The sequence below is a fragment of the Serratia sp. FDAARGOS_506 genome, from assembly GCF_003812745.1.
Taxonomy (GTDB): domain Bacteria; phylum Pseudomonadota; class Gammaproteobacteria; order Enterobacterales; family Enterobacteriaceae; genus Serratia.
The window spans coordinates 3,518,023-3,532,621 of record NZ_CP033831.1 but is presented as its reverse complement, the minus strand read 5'-3'; the positions used below and the strand labels follow the sequence as shown (position 1 = coordinate 3,532,621).

Here is a 14,599-nt window from a genome sequence, read left to right as displayed (position 1 = left end):
TTTTTTTCCGCTTTGTGATAAACTCTCGTCCTTGTCTTTATTGCATTCTGAGAGTTCGCCCCGTGGCCAAATCCACCGCCGTTTTTCTGCCCCCCGCTTTCCTTGACGCCACCCGCGCCATCATGCCCGCCGAGCTGGCGATGGAAGATTTTATCGCCGCTTGCCAGCGTCCGCTGCGCCGCAGCTTGCGTGTCAACACGTTGAAAATCAGCGTCGCTGACTTCCTGGCGCTGGTGCAGGATTACGACTGGCGACTGGAGCCCATCCCCTGGTGCGCGGAAGGGTTCTGGATCGAGCGCGACGATGAAGAACTGCGCCTGGGCAGCGCCGCCGAACACCTGAGCGGCCTGTTCTACATTCAGGAGGCCAGTTCGATGCTACCGGTCAGCGCACTGTTCGCGGGCGGCACAACGCCGAATCGGGTGCTGGACGTGGCGGCGGCGCCAGGCTCCAAAACCACCCAGATCGCCGCGTTGATGAGCAATCAGGGCGGCATCGTCGCCAACGAATATTCCGCCAGCCGGGTAAAAGTGCTGCACGCCAATATCAGCCGCTGCGGCGTGAAGGACGTCGCGCTGACCCACTTCGACGGCCGGGTGTTCGGCGCCGCACTGCCGGAGAGCTTCGACGCCATTCTGCTCGATGCCCCCTGCTCCGGCGAAGGCGTGGTACGCAAGGATCCGGACGCCATGAGCAACTGGTCGCCACAGAGCGTGGCCGAGATCGCCGCCACCCAACGCGAACTGATCGACAGCGCGTTTCATGCGCTGGCACCGGGCGGCGTGATGGTTTACTCCACCTGCACACTCAATGCGCAGGAAAACCAGCAGGTGGTGCGTTGGCTGCTGAACACCTACGGTGACGCGGTCAGCGTCGAGCCGCTGGGTGAGCTGTTCCCCGGCGCCGACAAAGCGCTGACCGCCGAAGGCTTCCTGCACGTCTTCCCGCAGATTTACGACAGCGAAGGCTTTTTCGTCGCCCGCCTGCGCAAACAGCGCGCCGTGGCGCCGTTGGCGAAGCCGACCTACAAGGTGGGTAAATTCCCGTTCAGCCCGCTGTCCGGCAAAGAGGCGGCGCTGGTCGCCCAAGCCGCCGCCGCATCCGGCCTAACCTGGGGCGATGACAGCCGGCTGTGGGAGCGCGACAAGGAGATCTGGCTGTTCCCGGCCGAGCTGGAACCGCTGTTCGGCAAGGTGCGCTTCTCACGTATCGGCCTCAAACTGGCGGAACGTTTCCCGAAAGGTTTCCGCTGGCAGCACGAGGCGGCGATCGCGCTGGCCGGCACCGGCGGCAAACCACATTTCGAGCTGGACGCCGCGCTGGCGCAGGAGTGGTATCACGGCCGCGATCTCTATCCAGAACAGCCGCCGGCAGGCGATGAGTGCATCGTCACCTACCAAGGGCAACCGCTGGGCATCGCCAAGCGCATCGGCAGCCGCATCAAGAACAACCTGCCCCGCGAGCTGGTGCGCGACGGCGCGTTGGATTTTCACCAGTAATCGATTCGGTGCCGGGGAACCGCACTCCCCGGCGCCAAAATAACGCTAATAATATTCCTATCACCATTCGTTATTATTCTAATCATTTCTAAGTTGCACTATTACGCCTCCCCGCCGGTATTTCCCCGCCAATAGAGAAAAAAGTTTTTAGCCTTTAATCAAGACAATTTCGCGTTCTTATCCTATTAATTTAAATGTAAGTAAATTAATGCGTTCAACTCAGCTCTGGGTGGCGTTTTTGCGGGCTTTCTCTGACACGGCAAGGAATCATGATGAAAAAAACTCTGCTGGTTTTTATCTCGTTAGCACCTCTGCTGTGCATCAGTGGCACAGCCAGCGCAGCGGGCACTATTCAGGGCACGGTAGGTGTGACGATCACCATCGGCGCCGGCTGCGTGGTCACCGGCGGCAACAGTGCCGGCACTACCAATGACTTTGGTTCCATCAGCTTCGGCACCTACTCGTCGCTGGCTAACGTCATCACCGCCAGCGCCACCGGCAGCGGCGGCAGCGGCACCTTGGGGCTGAATTGCACCACTGGCACCAACTACACCGTGGCGCTGGACAATGGCCTCAACGCTACCGGTAGCCAGCGGCGGATGGCCAGCGGTGTGCCCGCTTACATCAACTATAATCTCTACCAAGACAGTGCCCACGCCGTGCCATGGAACAGCACCACCGGCGTGCTGACCGGCACCGGCACCGGCTCGGCGGTGCCATTGATCGTCTACGGTCTGGTGCCCGCCGCGGGCACTACCCCGGCGGCAGGCGTGTACAGCGATACCGTCACCATGACCGTGACCTGGTGATGCTCACCGACAACGGGGGCGCCACCACGGCGCTCCTTATTCATTAATGCAATAATATTTCCATCAACCCTATGATTATTCAATAACATGATCACCCCTGATGTTTTTCGCCGCCTCCAACCTGCGATCTCGCTTAAAAATAAATAAAGTTTTTAATCTTTCGCCAAGACATTCCCCCATTATTATTCTATTAATTAATCTGTGAATAGATTAATGCATTTGACTCATTTTTCGGGCTTTTTGGCAGGCTTCTCTACTACGGCAAGGAACCATGATGAAAAAGACTCTGGCGGCATTAACCTCGGCAGCGGCCCTGCTGTGCACCTCTGGCGCCGCCTTCGCGGCAGGCACCATTCAGGGCACGCTGGGCGTGACTCTGACCATCGGCGCCGGCTGCGTCGTTACCGGCGGCAACAGCTCGGGCACCACCAACAACTTCGGCTCCATCAGCTTCGGCACCTACTCCTCGCTGGCTAACGTCATCACCGCCAGCGCCACCGGCAGCGGCGGCACTGGCACGCTGGGTCTGAACTGCACCACCGGCACCAACTACACCGTGGCGCTGGACAACGGCCTCAATGCCTCCGGCAGCCAGCGGCGCATGGCCAGCAGCGTACCCGCCTACATCAGCTATAACCTCTACCAGGACAGCGCCCACGCAGTGCCGTGGAACAGCACCACCGGCGTGCTGACCGGCACCGGCACCGGCTCGGCGGTACCGCTGATCGTCTACGGTCTGGTACCCGCGGCGGGCACCACCCCGGCCGCCGGCGCGTACAGCGATACCGTCACCATGACCGTCACCTGGTAGCATGACGCGCCTGACCGTCACCTGCATGCTGCTGTCGTTGGCGGGCGTTTGCCGCGCTGACGTCAGCACTGCGACGGTGGGCGTCAGCGCCACCTTGGTCAAGTCCTGCGTCGCCGGCACCACCAGCGGCGGCAACACCACGTTCGGCACCTTCAACTTCGGCACGGTTTATTTCCTCAATACGGCGATAAAGGTAACCGGCCAGGCAAATGCCGGCGCACTGCAGATCAACTGCAACAACGGCACCAGTTACACGGTGCTGCTCAGCGGCGGACAGAGTGGCAATACCGCTGCGCGCTATCTGCAAAGCGCGGCGGGCGCACGCGTGAACTACAACCTGTATACCAGCGCCAGCTACGCCACCGTCTGGGATAACGTCACCGGCGTAACGCAAACCGCCACCGGTCAAAGCGTCTGGCTGCCGGTGTACGGCCTGATCCCGGCGCAGGCGACACCGGCGACGGGCGCCTATACGGATACGGTACAGGTGACGATAAATTGGTGATTAAAGGAACGCTGCGTACCCTGCTGCTGGCGGCGCTGATCGGCGCCCCGACGGCCCGTGCCGATACCGTCAGCCAGGGCTTCACGGTCAACGCTTCGATCATCAAAGGCTGTGTGCTCGGCAGCGGCGTCACCAACGTTACCTCGTTCGGCAGCATGAGCTTCGGCCAGGTGGCGTCCTTGAGCAGTCCGATAAAAATCGTCTCGAGCGCCGGCGCCGGCTCCATTTTGATCCGCTGCAATCCTGGGCTCAGCGTCACCCTGGGGTTGAACGTCGGCAATAACGTCACCGGCTCCATCGCCGGCGGGCGAAAACTGTTGAACTCGGTGACCTCGGAAACGCTGGTGTACCAGCTCTACCAGGATGCCAACTACGCCGTTGTGTGGGGCGACGGCGGCAACGGCGGTGCCGTCCAAACCGTCTCCTCTACCGGCGGCACGCAAGAAATAAAAATCTACGCCAGTTTAATGGCGAGCAACACCTTGCCCACCAGCGGCACCTACAACGATACGGTCTTAGTGACGGTGAGTTATTGAGCTTTTAAAAAGGATTACATTATGCGTAGTACTCTGCTTCGCCTGCCCCTGCTGGCAGGATTGCTGTTAGCCGGTCAATCGCAGGCCTTCGCCGCCGCCTCCATTCTGATTTGGCCTATCGATCCGGCGATTGAAGACAACCAGCAGGCGACGGCCCTGTGGCTGGAAAACCGCGACAGCAAACCGGTCTATATGCAGATCCGCGTGCTCGGCTGGCAACAAACCGGCGGTAAGGACGACTACCGCAACCAGAGCGAAGTGGTCGCCAGCCCGCCGGTCGCCACCATTCTTCCCGGCAAACGCCAGCTGATTCGCCTGATTAAGCAGACCCCGGTCGCCGCCGGGCAAGAACGGGCTTACCGAATACTGGTTGACGAAGTGCCAATCAAGGATAAAGACGGCGCGGCGCCAGACAAGGGCGCGCAGATGGGGTTGAAATTCCAGATGCGTTATTCGGTGCCGCTGTTCGTCAGCGGCAAAGGCGTCTGGACCAAGCAAGACTTCGAACACCCGCGCGACTATGCCACCGCCAACCAGCCGAAGCTCAGCTACCGGCTGCTGCAACAAAACAGCCAGCGCTGGCTCGACGTGCGCAACGACGGCATCGTGCATGCTCGCCTGTCGCAGGTCAGCATCCAGGGTAAGCCGCTCAACAACGGGCTGCTGGGTTATGTACTGCCGGGTTCGCAAATGCGCTTCGCTCTGCCGCCTTCGGGCAGTTTCGCTGCCGGCAAGCTGCAGGCGATGGTCAACGACAACAAGCAACCCGTAACCATCCCGTCTTACTAAACCTGAGACGCAGGTGAAGCGGAACTTCTCGCCGGCCACCCGCGGCATGCAGCTCAAGCCGCTGGCCCTGGCCATACTCTGCATGGCAGTTGAGCTGTGGCCCACGCACGCCGCCGCCGACGATCTGCCGCCGCCGCCCCGCGCCATCAGCATGCCGGACACCACGCTGTATCTGGAGCCAGTGGTGAACGGCCGCCAGACAGGTAAAGTGGTGCCGGTCATCTACCGCAGCGGCCACTACTATTTGACGCCGCAGCAACTGAGCGATGCCGGTCTGCCGGTGGCCGACAAGCAGGCGAAAGAGATCGCCGTCGATCAACTTGACCAGGTCGACGTCACCTACAGTGGCGAAACGCAGCAGCTGTTGATCTCGGTGCCCAACGACTGGCTGCCCAAGCAAACCTTTGGCGACGCCAATCCGGAACAACGTCTGCCGGCGCAAAGCAGCCTGGGCTTCTTGCTGAATTACGACGCCTACGTCAGCCAGAGCGGCGGCCGCGGCAATCCGGGTTATTTCTCCGCCTGGAGCGAACAACGGCTGTTCGACGGCTTCGGCGTTATCGCCAATACCGGCATTTTCCGCAGCAGCTTCAACGGCGAGACCGCCGCGCAGCAAAACAATCGCTATATCCGCTACGACAGCAGCTGGCGCTACAGCGACGACGACACCATGCTCAGCTATACCGCCGGCGATCTCACGACCGGCTCGCTGCCCTGGACCAGTTCGGTGCGCATCGGTGGCCTGCAGGTGGCGCGCAACTTCGCCACGCGGCCGGATCTGATTACCTATCCGCTGCCGCAGTTCTCCGGCCAGGCCGCCGTGCCGAGCAGCGTCGATCTTTACATCAACAGCTATAAGAATACTTCCGTCAGCGTGAACCCCGGCCCGTTCACCCTGAATACCGTGCCTTACATCAACGGCGCCGGCCAGGCGACGGTGGTCACCACCGACGCGCTCGGCCGCCAGATCAGCACCACGGTGCCGTTCTATGTCGCCAGCTCGCTGTTGCAGGCCGGGCTGAGCGATTTCAGCCTGTCGGCAGGAGCGCTGCGCCAAAACTACGGCTACCGTTCTGCAGACTACGGCCAATGGGTGGCCAGCGGCAGTGGGCGTTACGGCGTCACTGATTGGTTGACGCTCGAAGGGCGGGCGGAAGGCGCTGCCGAGCTGGCGGTCACCGGCGCCGGCGCGGGCGTGCGCCTGGGGCAGTTAGGGGTACTCAACGCCTCCTACAGTTACAGCCAGGCGGGCAGCGATGCCTTCAATGCCCCGCCGGTCACGCCCCTTTATTACGATCCGATCACCGGCCAACCGGTACAGCAACCGGATGCCGGGCCGGTTTATCAGTACACCGGCCGCCACGGCGATCAGACCAGCCTGAGCTATACCTACAGCAACCAATATTTCAGCCTCAATGCCCAACGGGTACTGCGCAGCGCGGACTTCGGCGACCTCTCCACCTACAAGAGCAGCTACCGCCTGAGCCGCCGCACCGATCAACTGACCGGCAGCATTGGCCTGAACCGCTTCGGCAGCCTGGGTGCCGGCTATTTCGACGTGCGCGACGCCATCGGCCAACGCACCCGCCTGGTCAACCTGTCGTACAGCCTGACGCTGTGGCGCAATATCAGCCTGTATGCCTCGGCGAACCGCGAGATCAGCGGCGACGGCTACAGCTCGCAGTTGCAGATCAGCATTCCGTTCGATGCCTGGGGCACCGCCAACGTCAGTACCGCCCGCGACGCCGGCAACCGCTGGAGCGAACGCGTCGCCTACAGCCGCGCCGCGCCGACCGACGGCGGTTTCGGCTGGAACCTGGCCTACGCCGGCGGTCAAGGCAGCGACAGCGATTACCGCCAGGCGGATCTGACCTGGCGCACCTCGCTGTTGGAAACCCGCGCCGGGCTGTACGGCAACCGTAACGATTACACCCGCTGGGGCGAAGTCAGCGGTTCGCTGGTGGCGATGAACGGCGGCGTATACGCCACCAACACCATCAACGACGCCTTTGCCCTGGTTTCGACCAACGGCTACGCCGGCATTCCGGTCAGCTACGAGAACCAGCGCATCGGCGTCACCAACGACAAAGGCTACCTGTTGGTGCCCACCGTCACTTCGTATTACCACGCCAAATTCCAGATTGATCCGCTCAATCTGCCGGCGGACGTCAATTTGCCGTCGGTAGAAAAAACCGTCGCCATTCGCGATCACAGCGGCTACCTGGTCGAATTCCCCGTCCAGCGCCTTTCCGCCGCCGACGTGGAGCTGGTCGATACGCAAGGCAAACCGCTGGCCAACGGCAGCCAGGTGGCGGTGATCGGCAGCAATCAACAAAGCTATGTCGGGTGGGATGGCATGACCTATATCGACCCGGTGCAGCAGCACAACCGGCTGAGCGTGATCCCGGCCGACGGCGGCGCGCCGTGCCAGGTCAGCTTCAGCCTGGCCAATCCGCAGGGGCTACAGCGCGTCGGTCCCCTCGTCTGCCAATAACACACGGAGAAGAAGAACGATGTATCGGCAAGTGAAAATTCTTTTGGCGGCGTTGCTGCTGATGTGCGGGCAACGCGCGCTGGCAGACTGCGCCACCACCAACGGCACGGTGACCCTGCCCAGTAGCAACTCCTTCGCCGTCTACAATGGCCAGATCAGCGCCCAGGGGACCGCCGGGCTCAACTGTACCGGGCTGGGGCTCAATCTGTTGACGCAAAACACCGTCACGGTCAAGATCGCCTCCACCACCAACAATATGGCCCTGCTGAACGGCAACGGCTCCGGCGATAAAATTTCCTATCTCATCTACCCGGATGCCAACTACCAGTACCCCTACAGCGTCGGCCAGACCATCGACTACAGCTCGCTGAACCTGCTGTCGCTGATCCTGATCTCTTCCAACGTCAACTTTCCGGTGTACATCAAAACCGTGGCGGGGGCGAACGTTAGCGCCGGCACCTACACCGACACCATCAACCTGGTGTGGAACTACCATATCTGCGGCCTGGGCCTGATAGGGCTGTGCATCTGGTGGGACGGCACCAACCAACCCAGCACCGTGACCGTCACCGCGGTCATCACCAAAAGCTGCCTGATCAATACCGCCAACAACGTCAACTTCGGCAGCATGGCGCTGGTGGGGCAATTCAACCCGATCAACCAGAGCATCACCCTGACCTGCACCAAATCCCAGTCATACAGCTCCTACTTTACCAACGGCAACAACCCCATCACCGGTTGGCGGCAAATGCTCAGCGGCACCAGCAACTTCCTGCAGTATCAGATCTACCTGCCCAACACCAGCACCGTGTGGGGCAGCACCAACGCGCAAAGCGGCACCGGCACCGGCCTGGCGCAAAGCATTCCCTTTACCGCCGCCATCAACCCGGCGCAGACCGAAGTGCCGGTCGGTACCTATCAGGATAACGTCAGCTATGTCGTGACCTATTAGCCTGGCCGCTAGCCGCTCAGGAAGAATGTTGCCAGAATGTATTTTTTATGTGGCATTTTTTGCTCATTTGACTATGCTCATACCGATGGCCTTACTGGTCTAACCTCCTACCACATCATTGAGCAAGGAGTTCCCATGAGCAAAACCGTCGTAAAAATTGGCAGCTTCGAGGTCGATGACGCGCATCTTCACGCTGGCGCCGACCGCGCCGGCACCCTGAGCATTCCCTGCAAGTCCGATCCGGATCTGTGTATGCAGCTCGACGGCTGGGATGAACACACCAGCATTCCGGCGATCCTTGATGGCAAACAGTCGTTGCTGTACAAGCAGCACTACGATCGACAGGCGGACGCCTGGGTGATGCGGCTGGCATGAAAATACGCCAGGCCTGCTGACGACGCGCTGCTTTCATCGGAAACAGCGCGTTTTTTTATGCGATGGCGATGCCGCGGCCGGCAAAGAAAGGGGCGAAGCGGCTGAGTGGCAGTTGTACCCGCTCGCGCGTCGCCGGGCTGTCGCCCGAAGGGTTGTGGAAGGTCACGCTTTGCGCATCGGCGGCGGTGATCAACACCAGATGCCCACCCCGCTGCGGCGGCACGCTCTCGGGCCGGCGAATGGAAGGGTGCACCGAGGCGATAAAGTAGCGGCATACGCTGAACAGCGCCGACACATCGGCAGCCTCCAGCCCCACCTTCACCTCCGCTTGCAGCGCAAACTGCTCGCGCACATACTCGACGAACGGCGCGTAAATCAGCCCTTTGATCCGCTCCCCCTCGCGCACATAGGCACCGTAAGGCAGGCTGCGCCGCGCCAACTCCAGCAGCGGCGGCGCTTCGCCGTCACGGTGGCCCAGCACCATTTTCAGACAGGCCATGCCGCACACATGGTTGGCCCACTCGACGTACTCCGCCCGATCGCGGGCGCCGCTGCGCGCCCAATTCTCGTCCTGCGCCAGCGTAGCGCGGCCGGCGATCAGATCGGCAGCCAGCTCTGGGCTCGCCCACTGGCATTCGTAGGGAACGGCGCGCATCCGTTTAGAACTTATCGACGACTTTGAAATTCATCAGCACCAGCGTCATATCCGGCGAGAACAAATCGTACTCTTCGAAGAAGCGCTGCAGCTCTTTGCGCCAATGCGCCAGCGAACGATCGCCCTCGCCTTCGGCAAAGGCGTGCGCTTCATCGACCTGATCGTAAGTTTTCATTTCCACTGCGGTCAGTTCAACCGCGCAGACCGGTTCACCTTTGCCGTCCACCACCAGGAACAGATCGCCGGCCTGCGGGATCCCTTCGCCGTCCAGGTTGGAACAGGTGGCCGTTTTGGTGCCATTGAGGATCAATTGCACCACTTCATCGGCCTGCTGCTCGGTGTCGCCGAACGCCCAGCGCTCAAGGTGTTCGTATTTCTGAGGAATTGCCGTCGCCATGTTTATACCTTTTGGAAAAATGCATCAATGCAGACAGGATAGTACAACGTATTACCGGCCGTCTGCATCCGTCGCAGGCGCGACTGCGCGTTCCGCCACCGCCGCCTTTACGAGTTTTTACCGTTCTTCGCTGTGCCTGCCGCGCAACCGGGCGCATACTGTGAACATTATTCACCCAATGGCAACCGCCAGGCGGCAATATGCGACAAGACGACATCGATGCTGACGATACCTTCAGCGATTTACTCAACGGCGTCGCCCTGGTGACGCTTTTCCTCATCACCCTCGCCGGCGGGTGGTACCTCAGTTAAGGGGGCAACGTGGCAACAAAGCGCATGGGCAACAAACTCAGTAAAATGGTCGTAGTGCTCCTGCTGATCTGCCTGGCGTTGCTGCTGTTGCGTTGGGCGGCGATAGCGTTCGGCTAACCCGCAAAGCGACGCCGGCCAAGCGCCGGCGTCCTGTTCACCGTCGCTGCGGCACCGCGGTCGGCTCAAGCAACTCCCGCAAATAGGCCAGACGCGCCTCCCCCTGCGGTAACCAGCGGCGGCACAGCCAATGCTGCGTTTCACCCGTGCGGCTCAGGCGGTAGTACTCCGCCAAGGTTTCGACCCAGTTCATGATGTGTTCTCCTGCTTTTCGACACCGCAAGTATTGAGCGTAAAAACCAGAAGAAATACTGATGGCTTGTTTTTTATGCTTCCTGTTTTAGACGGCCGGTAGCGAAGCCGCAGCTCAACTGCTACATTGGGCAAAAATCAACCAACCGAGGTAGGCCATGACGTTCTCGGAACAGGAGATTAAACCCGTATGGGATGAGGTCGCACGCCTGATCGGCGACGGCGTGATGCAGCTGCGCCATCGCGGCGAAGCGCTGTCGGTGGAAACGCTGGAAAAACATCTGGCGCGACAGCTGGCGGACAGCAACGATATCGAGCGGCGCATTCTGCTCGGCGCCGCCATCAACATGCTGAAAGGCGGAAAATGAATCGCCAACCGAAAAGGTTGGCGATTCGACAGAAGCCCGAGGTATGCAAGCCCGGCCCTCTGCGCGCTACTATGTCACGCTAATATGACGGAATTAATAGGAATTGTCGGGTTTTTATCCAAAACGCCCTATTTTTGTTGCTTGCATCAGGCCTATATGGGATTAGCAAAAAACGCATAAAAAAACCGGGGCAATCCAACCCCGGCTATCCATAAGAAACTCTGGACTCAGACTAACCAACCGAGCAGCAGCGTCGCGCCAATGACCGTGGAAGCACCGCCGATGCGCGTGGCGATTTGGGCGAACGGCATCAGCCCCATACGGTTCGACGCCGACAGGATCGCCACGTCACCGGTGCCGCCCAAACCACTGTGACAACAGGTGACGATCGCCGCTTCCACCGGGAACATCTTCAGGTAAGGCGCAATCAGGAAACTAACCAGCCCCATCGACAGCACCACCGAGCCACAGACCACCACATAACCGACCGAGAACACCGCCACCACGCTTTCCAGCGGCACATACAGCATGCCCAGACCGATCATCAGCGGCCACACCAACGCCGTGGAGACGAACTTATAGAAACTGTGCGCGCCGGTTTCCATCGAGGCCGGGATCACCCGACAGTACTTGCACAACACCGCGAACAGGATCATCAGCACCGGGCCGGGAATATGCACGATGTGTTCGAACAGACCACCGACGATGAAGAAGGCGCAGATCACCAGCAGCCCGCCCCCCATCAGTTGAAAATCGACGTTGCCGCTTTGCTCCTTGATGGCGAACATCGCGTTCTCCTGTGCCGAACGGATCAGCATGCCGTCGCCGCTCAGCGCCTTGCGCTGCATGCCGATGCGCGCAAGCACCCCGGCGGTCACGATGGCGAAGATGTTGCCCAGCACCGCCGCCGGCGCCAGCTGTGCGACGTAGACGTCAGGCGTCGATCCCAGGATCGCCGAATAGGCCAACGACAGCGGTAAAATCCCCTCGCCGATGCCGCCGCCGATGATTGGCACGATGATAAAGAAGAAGGTGTGATAGAAGGTAAAACCGAACAGCTTGCCCACCAGCAGCCCGGTGATCACCGCCGTGATCGTGCCCACTACCAACGGCACGAACATGCGAATCATCCCCTGGATCAGAATCACCCGGTTCATGCCGAGAATGCTGCCGACTACCAGACTGGCGATGACGAAATACAGCAGGTTGGCGTCTTTCATCAACAGATGAACGGTGCCCATGACGTTAGGCTGCAAGACATTGAAATAGACCAGCACCGACGGCACCATCAAACACAGAATGGCCGGCCCGCCGATATCGCGCAGCACGGGAATGCTTTTTCCCAACTGCGCCAGCGCAAAACCCAGCGTCATTATCACCGCCAGGCCGCCGATCATATTCTTCGGCAGGAAGTTGGCGTAGGCGGAAATCGCCACGATCGCGCAAATCGTGATAAACAACGCGATCGGTACCGCGCCGATATCTATTTGACGAATTTGATTAATTAACCCTGAGGATTCGGACGATGCCGCATTTTTATCACAGGTCAGTTCTGCATTTATCTGTTTCATTATTCACCCTGCTGACAAGCGTACAGTACGGTTAGATTCACCTGGCGCAACGCTCCTGCCATAGCCAAGCAAAAACAAATGATTACGAAAAATCCTATTGTGGATTTCGCTTTTTCTAATAAGAAATAAAACAGTAGACAGCCATGACGATATGATAAAAAATAAAAATGCAAAACTAAATTACGCTGGCAGAATTCAATATTGTGAGCCCCCACCAAGGTTGAATTTAATTAATTATCGTCAGCGTTTTGTAATTAAAGTAATCGAGTTTAAATTCGCTGCTATGCTATAGGAGGGCAATAAATCCCCCTGTTTTATTAATAAAGAACCGGAAACGCATTAGCTGAATCCGGTCAGCTTGATCCGAACCTTAATCCTGCGCGCGGCACCGCACGGGAAAGAGGCATAATATGACTCATAAGGAAGTAGAATATGTCTTCACGCGCTGTTACCCCACAAACCCTCGCTCGCTACGGCATCCATCAGGCCGCCGACGTCGTCTATAACCCCAGCTATGAATTGCTGTTCGCCGAAGAGACCCGCGCCGACCTGCCGCCGCTGGAACGCGGCACCCTCACCCAACTGGGTGCGGTCAACGTCGCGACCGGTGAATTCACCGGCCGCTCGCCGAAGGACAAATACATCGTGCGCGACGACACCACGCGCGATACCGTCTGGTGGTCGGACAACGGCACCGGCAAGAACGACAACCAGCCGCTCTCGCCCGAAGTCTGGCAGCATCTGAAAACCTTGGTGGGCAACCAGCTCTCCGGCAAGCGTCTGTTCGTGGTGGACGCATTCTGCGGCGCCAACGCCGACACGCGCCTGAAAGTGCGTTTCATCACCGAGGTGGCCTGGCAGGCGCACTTCGTGAAAAACATGTTTATTCGTCCGAGCGACGCAGAGCTGGCGGACTTCGAGCCGGACTTCGTGGTGATGAACGGCGCCAAATGCACCAACCCGGACTGGCAGCAGCAAGGGCTGCATTCGGAGAACTTCGTCGCCTTTAACCTGACGGAACGCATGCAGCTGATCGGCGGCACCTGGTACGGCGGCGAGATGAAGAAAGGCCTGTTCTCAATCATGAACTATCTGCTGCCGCTGAAGGGCATCGCCTCGATGCACTGCTCGGCCAACGTCGGCGAGCAAGGCGATGTGGCGGTGTTCTTCGGCCTTTCCGGCACCGGCAAGACCACCCTCTCCACCGATCCGAAGCGCCAGCTGATCGGCGATGACGAGCACGGCTGGGACGACGACGGCGTGTTCAACTTCGAAGGCGGCTGCTACGCCAAGACCATCAAGCTGTCGCCGCAGGCGGAGCCGGAAATCTATCAGGCGATCCGCCGCGATGCGCTGCTGGAAAACGTTACCGTGCTCGCCGACGGCAGCATCGACTTCGATGACGCCAGCAAAACCGAGAACACCCGCGTCTCCTACCCGATTTATCACATCGAGAACATCGTCAAGCCGGTGTCCAAAGCCGGACACGCGCGCAAGATCATCTTCCTGACCGCCGACGCCTTCGGCGTGCTGCCGCCGGTATCGCGCCTGACGCCGGAGCAGACCCAGTACCATTTCCTGTCCGGCTTCACCGCCAAGCTGGCCGGCACCGAACGCGGCATCACCGCGCCGACGCCGACCTTCTCCGCCTGCTTCGGCGCCGCGTTCCTGACGCTGCATCCGACGCAGTACGCCGAAGTGCTGGTGAAACGCATGGAGGCCGCCGGCGCCCAGGCTTACCTGGTCAACACCGGCTGGAACGGCAGCGGCAAACGCATCTCGATCAAAGATACGCGCGGCATCATCGACGCCATTCTGAATGGCGACATTGAACAGGCCGAGACCTTCACGCTGCCAATCTTCGGGCTGAACGTGCCGACCGCGCTGCCGGGCGTCGATCCGTCGATTCTCGATCCGCGCAAAACCTACGCCGACGAATCGCTGTGGCAGGAAAAGGCGCAGGATCTGGCGCAGCGCTTTATCGATAACTTCGCCAAATATACCGTCACCCCGGCGGGCGAAAAACTGGTGAATGCCGGGCCTAAACTGTAAACCGCGCCCCTCCGTTCAAGGGCCGATTCGTCGGCCCTTTTTTGTTTTCCTGTTTCCCCAGCAAACCCGGCATCAACAACGCAGCGTCGTTTCCAGCACGTCCGGCCGCGAGCCGGCGCCGCTGCTCTGGTGAATCGCGCCTCACAGTTCCCGCTGAAATCAATTG

16 protein-coding genes are annotated in these 14,599 nt (G+C 59.9%); 12 read left to right on the top strand and 4 right to left on the bottom strand.

All coding sequences use genetic code 11. The annotated features are described in order from the left end of the window. Window positions 1–62: 62 nt before the first annotated feature. The 9 genes from rsmF to EGY12_RS17160 all read left to right on the top strand — a co-directional run bounded on the left by rsmF (window position 63) and on the right by EGY12_RS17160 (window position 8,770). The gene (rsmF, locus tag EGY12_RS17200) at window positions 63–1,499 is read left to right on the top strand and encodes a 16S rRNA (cytosine(1407)-C(5))-methyltransferase RsmF (RefSeq protein WP_123894743.1); all 1,437 of its coding nucleotides are present in this window, start codon (window positions 63–65) and stop codon (window positions 1,497–1,499) included. A gap of 272 nt (window positions 1,500–1,771) precedes the next feature. After that, complete coding sequence (locus tag EGY12_RS17195; RefSeq protein WP_123895621.1) at window positions 1,772–2,308, top strand: spore coat protein U domain-containing protein; 537 nt, start codon at window positions 1,772–1,774, stop codon at window positions 2,306–2,308. Window positions 2,309–2,582: 274 nt separating this feature from the next. Continuing rightward, the gene (locus EGY12_RS17190) at window positions 2,583–3,119 is read left to right on the top strand and encodes a spore coat protein U domain-containing protein (RefSeq protein WP_046686938.1); all 537 of its coding nucleotides are present in this window, start codon (window positions 2,583–2,585) and stop codon (window positions 3,117–3,119) included. 1 nt (window position 3,120) lies between these two features. Then, the gene (locus EGY12_RS17185) at window positions 3,121–3,624 is read left to right on the top strand and encodes a spore coat U domain-containing protein (protein ID WP_123894742.1); all 504 of its coding nucleotides are present in this window, start codon (window positions 3,121–3,123) and stop codon (window positions 3,622–3,624) included. Continuing rightward, window positions 3,618–4,160, top strand: a complete 543-nt coding sequence (locus tag EGY12_RS17180; protein WP_123894741.1) for a spore coat U domain-containing protein — start codon at window positions 3,618–3,620, stop codon at window positions 4,158–4,160. The genes EGY12_RS17185 and EGY12_RS17180 overlap by 7 nt, the downstream gene beginning before the upstream one ends. 21 nt (window positions 4,161–4,181) lie before the next feature. Beyond that, window positions 4,182–4,949 carry a molecular chaperone gene (locus EGY12_RS17175; RefSeq protein ID WP_123894740.1) on the top strand — a complete coding sequence of 256 codons (768 nt, stop codon included), beginning with the start codon at window positions 4,182–4,184 and terminating at the stop codon, window positions 4,947–4,949. A 46-nt stretch (window positions 4,950–4,995) separates the two neighbouring features. After that, a complete protein-coding gene (locus tag EGY12_RS17170) occupies window positions 4,996–7,443 on the top strand; it encodes a fimbria/pilus outer membrane usher protein (RefSeq protein ID WP_371415431.1) in 2,448 nt (815 codons plus the stop codon). 19 nt (window positions 7,444–7,462) lie between these two features. After that, the gene (locus EGY12_RS17165) at window positions 7,463–8,395 is read left to right on the top strand and encodes a spore coat protein U domain-containing protein (protein WP_123894739.1); all 933 of its coding nucleotides are present in this window, start codon (window positions 7,463–7,465) and stop codon (window positions 8,393–8,395) included. Window positions 8,396–8,530: 135 nt separating this feature from the next. Beyond that, complete coding sequence (locus EGY12_RS17160) at window positions 8,531–8,770, top strand: DUF1480 family protein (RefSeq protein WP_004931517.1); 240 nt, start codon at window positions 8,531–8,533, stop codon at window positions 8,768–8,770. Between the two features lie 55 nt (window positions 8,771–8,825). On the opposite strand, the gene EGY12_RS17155 is transcribed toward EGY12_RS17160, so the two are convergent. Together EGY12_RS17155 and EGY12_RS17150 are read right to left on the bottom strand one after the other, a co-directional pair. Further along, entirely contained in the window at window positions 8,826–9,425 is a 600-nt protein-coding gene (locus EGY12_RS17155) for a hypothetical protein (RefSeq protein ID WP_123894738.1), read from the bottom strand. A 4-nt stretch (window positions 9,426–9,429) separates the two neighbouring features. Beyond that, entirely contained in the window at window positions 9,430–9,822 is a 393-nt protein-coding gene (locus EGY12_RS17150; protein WP_004931522.1) for an ASCH domain-containing protein, read from the bottom strand. A gap of 335 nt (window positions 9,823–10,157) precedes the next feature. On the opposite strand from EGY12_RS17150, the gene yniD reads away from it, so the two are divergent. Next, window positions 10,158–10,250 carry a small membrane protein YniD gene (yniD, locus tag EGY12_RS23475; protein ID WP_016928013.1) on the top strand — a complete coding sequence of 31 codons (93 nt, stop codon included), beginning with the start codon at window positions 10,158–10,160 and terminating at the stop codon, window positions 10,248–10,250. A gap of 37 nt (window positions 10,251–10,287) precedes the next feature. On the opposite strand, the gene EGY12_RS23390 is transcribed toward yniD, so the two are convergent. Then, the gene (locus EGY12_RS23390; RefSeq protein WP_172962933.1) at window positions 10,288–10,443 is read right to left on the bottom strand and encodes a hypothetical protein; all 156 of its coding nucleotides are present in this window, start codon (window positions 10,441–10,443) and stop codon (window positions 10,288–10,290) included. Between the two features lie 157 nt (window positions 10,444–10,600). Here EGY12_RS23390 and EGY12_RS17145 point away from each other — a divergent pair, with 157 nt between their 5' ends. Next, on the top strand, window positions 10,601–10,810 hold the full coding sequence (locus EGY12_RS17145; protein WP_004931526.1) for a hypothetical protein: 210 nt from the start codon (window positions 10,601–10,603) through the stop codon (window positions 10,808–10,810). 227 nt (window positions 10,811–11,037) lie between these two features. Here the strand turns inward: EGY12_RS17145 and EGY12_RS17140 are convergent, their stop codons facing one another. Next, window positions 11,038–12,381: a 2-hydroxycarboxylate transporter family protein gene (locus EGY12_RS17140; RefSeq protein ID WP_123894737.1), complete on the bottom strand. Its 1,344-nt coding sequence runs from the start codon at window positions 12,379–12,381 to the stop codon at window positions 11,038–11,040. 432 nt (window positions 12,382–12,813) lie between these two features. Between EGY12_RS17140 and pckA the strand changes: the two genes are divergently transcribed. After that, entirely contained in the window at window positions 12,814–14,433 is a 1,620-nt protein-coding gene (gene pckA, locus EGY12_RS17135; RefSeq protein ID WP_123894736.1) for a phosphoenolpyruvate carboxykinase (ATP), read from the top strand. The last annotated feature ends 166 nt before the right edge of the window (window positions 14,434–14,599 follow it).

Bases quoted from the DNA above. Each gene is read 5' to 3' on its own strand.
- EGY12_RS17195 (WP_123895621.1), top strand. From the start codon at position 1,772: ATGAAAAAAACTCTGCTGGTTTTTATCTCGTTAGCACCTCTGCTGTGC.
- EGY12_RS17160 (WP_004931517.1), top strand. From the start codon at position 8,531: ATGAGCAAAACCGTCGTAAAAATTGGCAGCTTCGAGGTCGATGACGCG.
- EGY12_RS17190 (WP_046686938.1), top strand. From the start codon at position 2,583: ATGAAAAAGACTCTGGCGGCATTAACCTCGGCAGCGGCCCTGCTGTGC.
- EGY12_RS17170 (WP_371415431.1), top strand. From the start codon at position 4,996: ATGCAGCTCAAGCCGCTGGCCCTGGCCATACTCTGCATGGCAGTTGAG.
- EGY12_RS17165 (WP_123894739.1), top strand. From the start codon at position 7,463: ATGTATCGGCAAGTGAAAATTCTTTTGGCGGCGTTGCTGCTGATGTGC.
- EGY12_RS17185 (WP_123894742.1), top strand. From the start codon at position 3,121: ATGACGCGCCTGACCGTCACCTGCATGCTGCTGTCGTTGGCGGGCGTT.
- EGY12_RS17140 (WP_123894737.1), bottom strand. From the start codon at position 12,381: ATGAAACAGATAAATGCAGAACTGACCTGTGATAAAAATGCGGCATCG.
- pckA (WP_123894736.1), top strand. From the start codon at position 12,814: ATGTCTTCACGCGCTGTTACCCCACAAACCCTCGCTCGCTACGGCATC.
- EGY12_RS17155 (WP_123894738.1), bottom strand. From the start codon at position 9,425: ATGCGCGCCGTTCCCTACGAATGCCAGTGGGCGAGCCCAGAGCTGGCT.
- EGY12_RS17145 (WP_004931526.1), top strand. From the start codon at position 10,601: ATGACGTTCTCGGAACAGGAGATTAAACCCGTATGGGATGAGGTCGCA.
- EGY12_RS23390 (WP_172962933.1), bottom strand. From the start codon at position 10,443: ATGAACTGGGTCGAAACCTTGGCGGAGTACTACCGCCTGAGCCGCACG.
- EGY12_RS17150 (WP_004931522.1), bottom strand. From the start codon at position 9,822: ATGGCGACGGCAATTCCTCAGAAATACGAACACCTTGAGCGCTGGGCG.
- EGY12_RS17175 (WP_123894740.1), top strand. From the start codon at position 4,182: ATGCGTAGTACTCTGCTTCGCCTGCCCCTGCTGGCAGGATTGCTGTTA.
- yniD (WP_016928013.1), top strand. From the start codon at position 10,158: ATGGGCAACAAACTCAGTAAAATGGTCGTAGTGCTCCTGCTGATCTGC.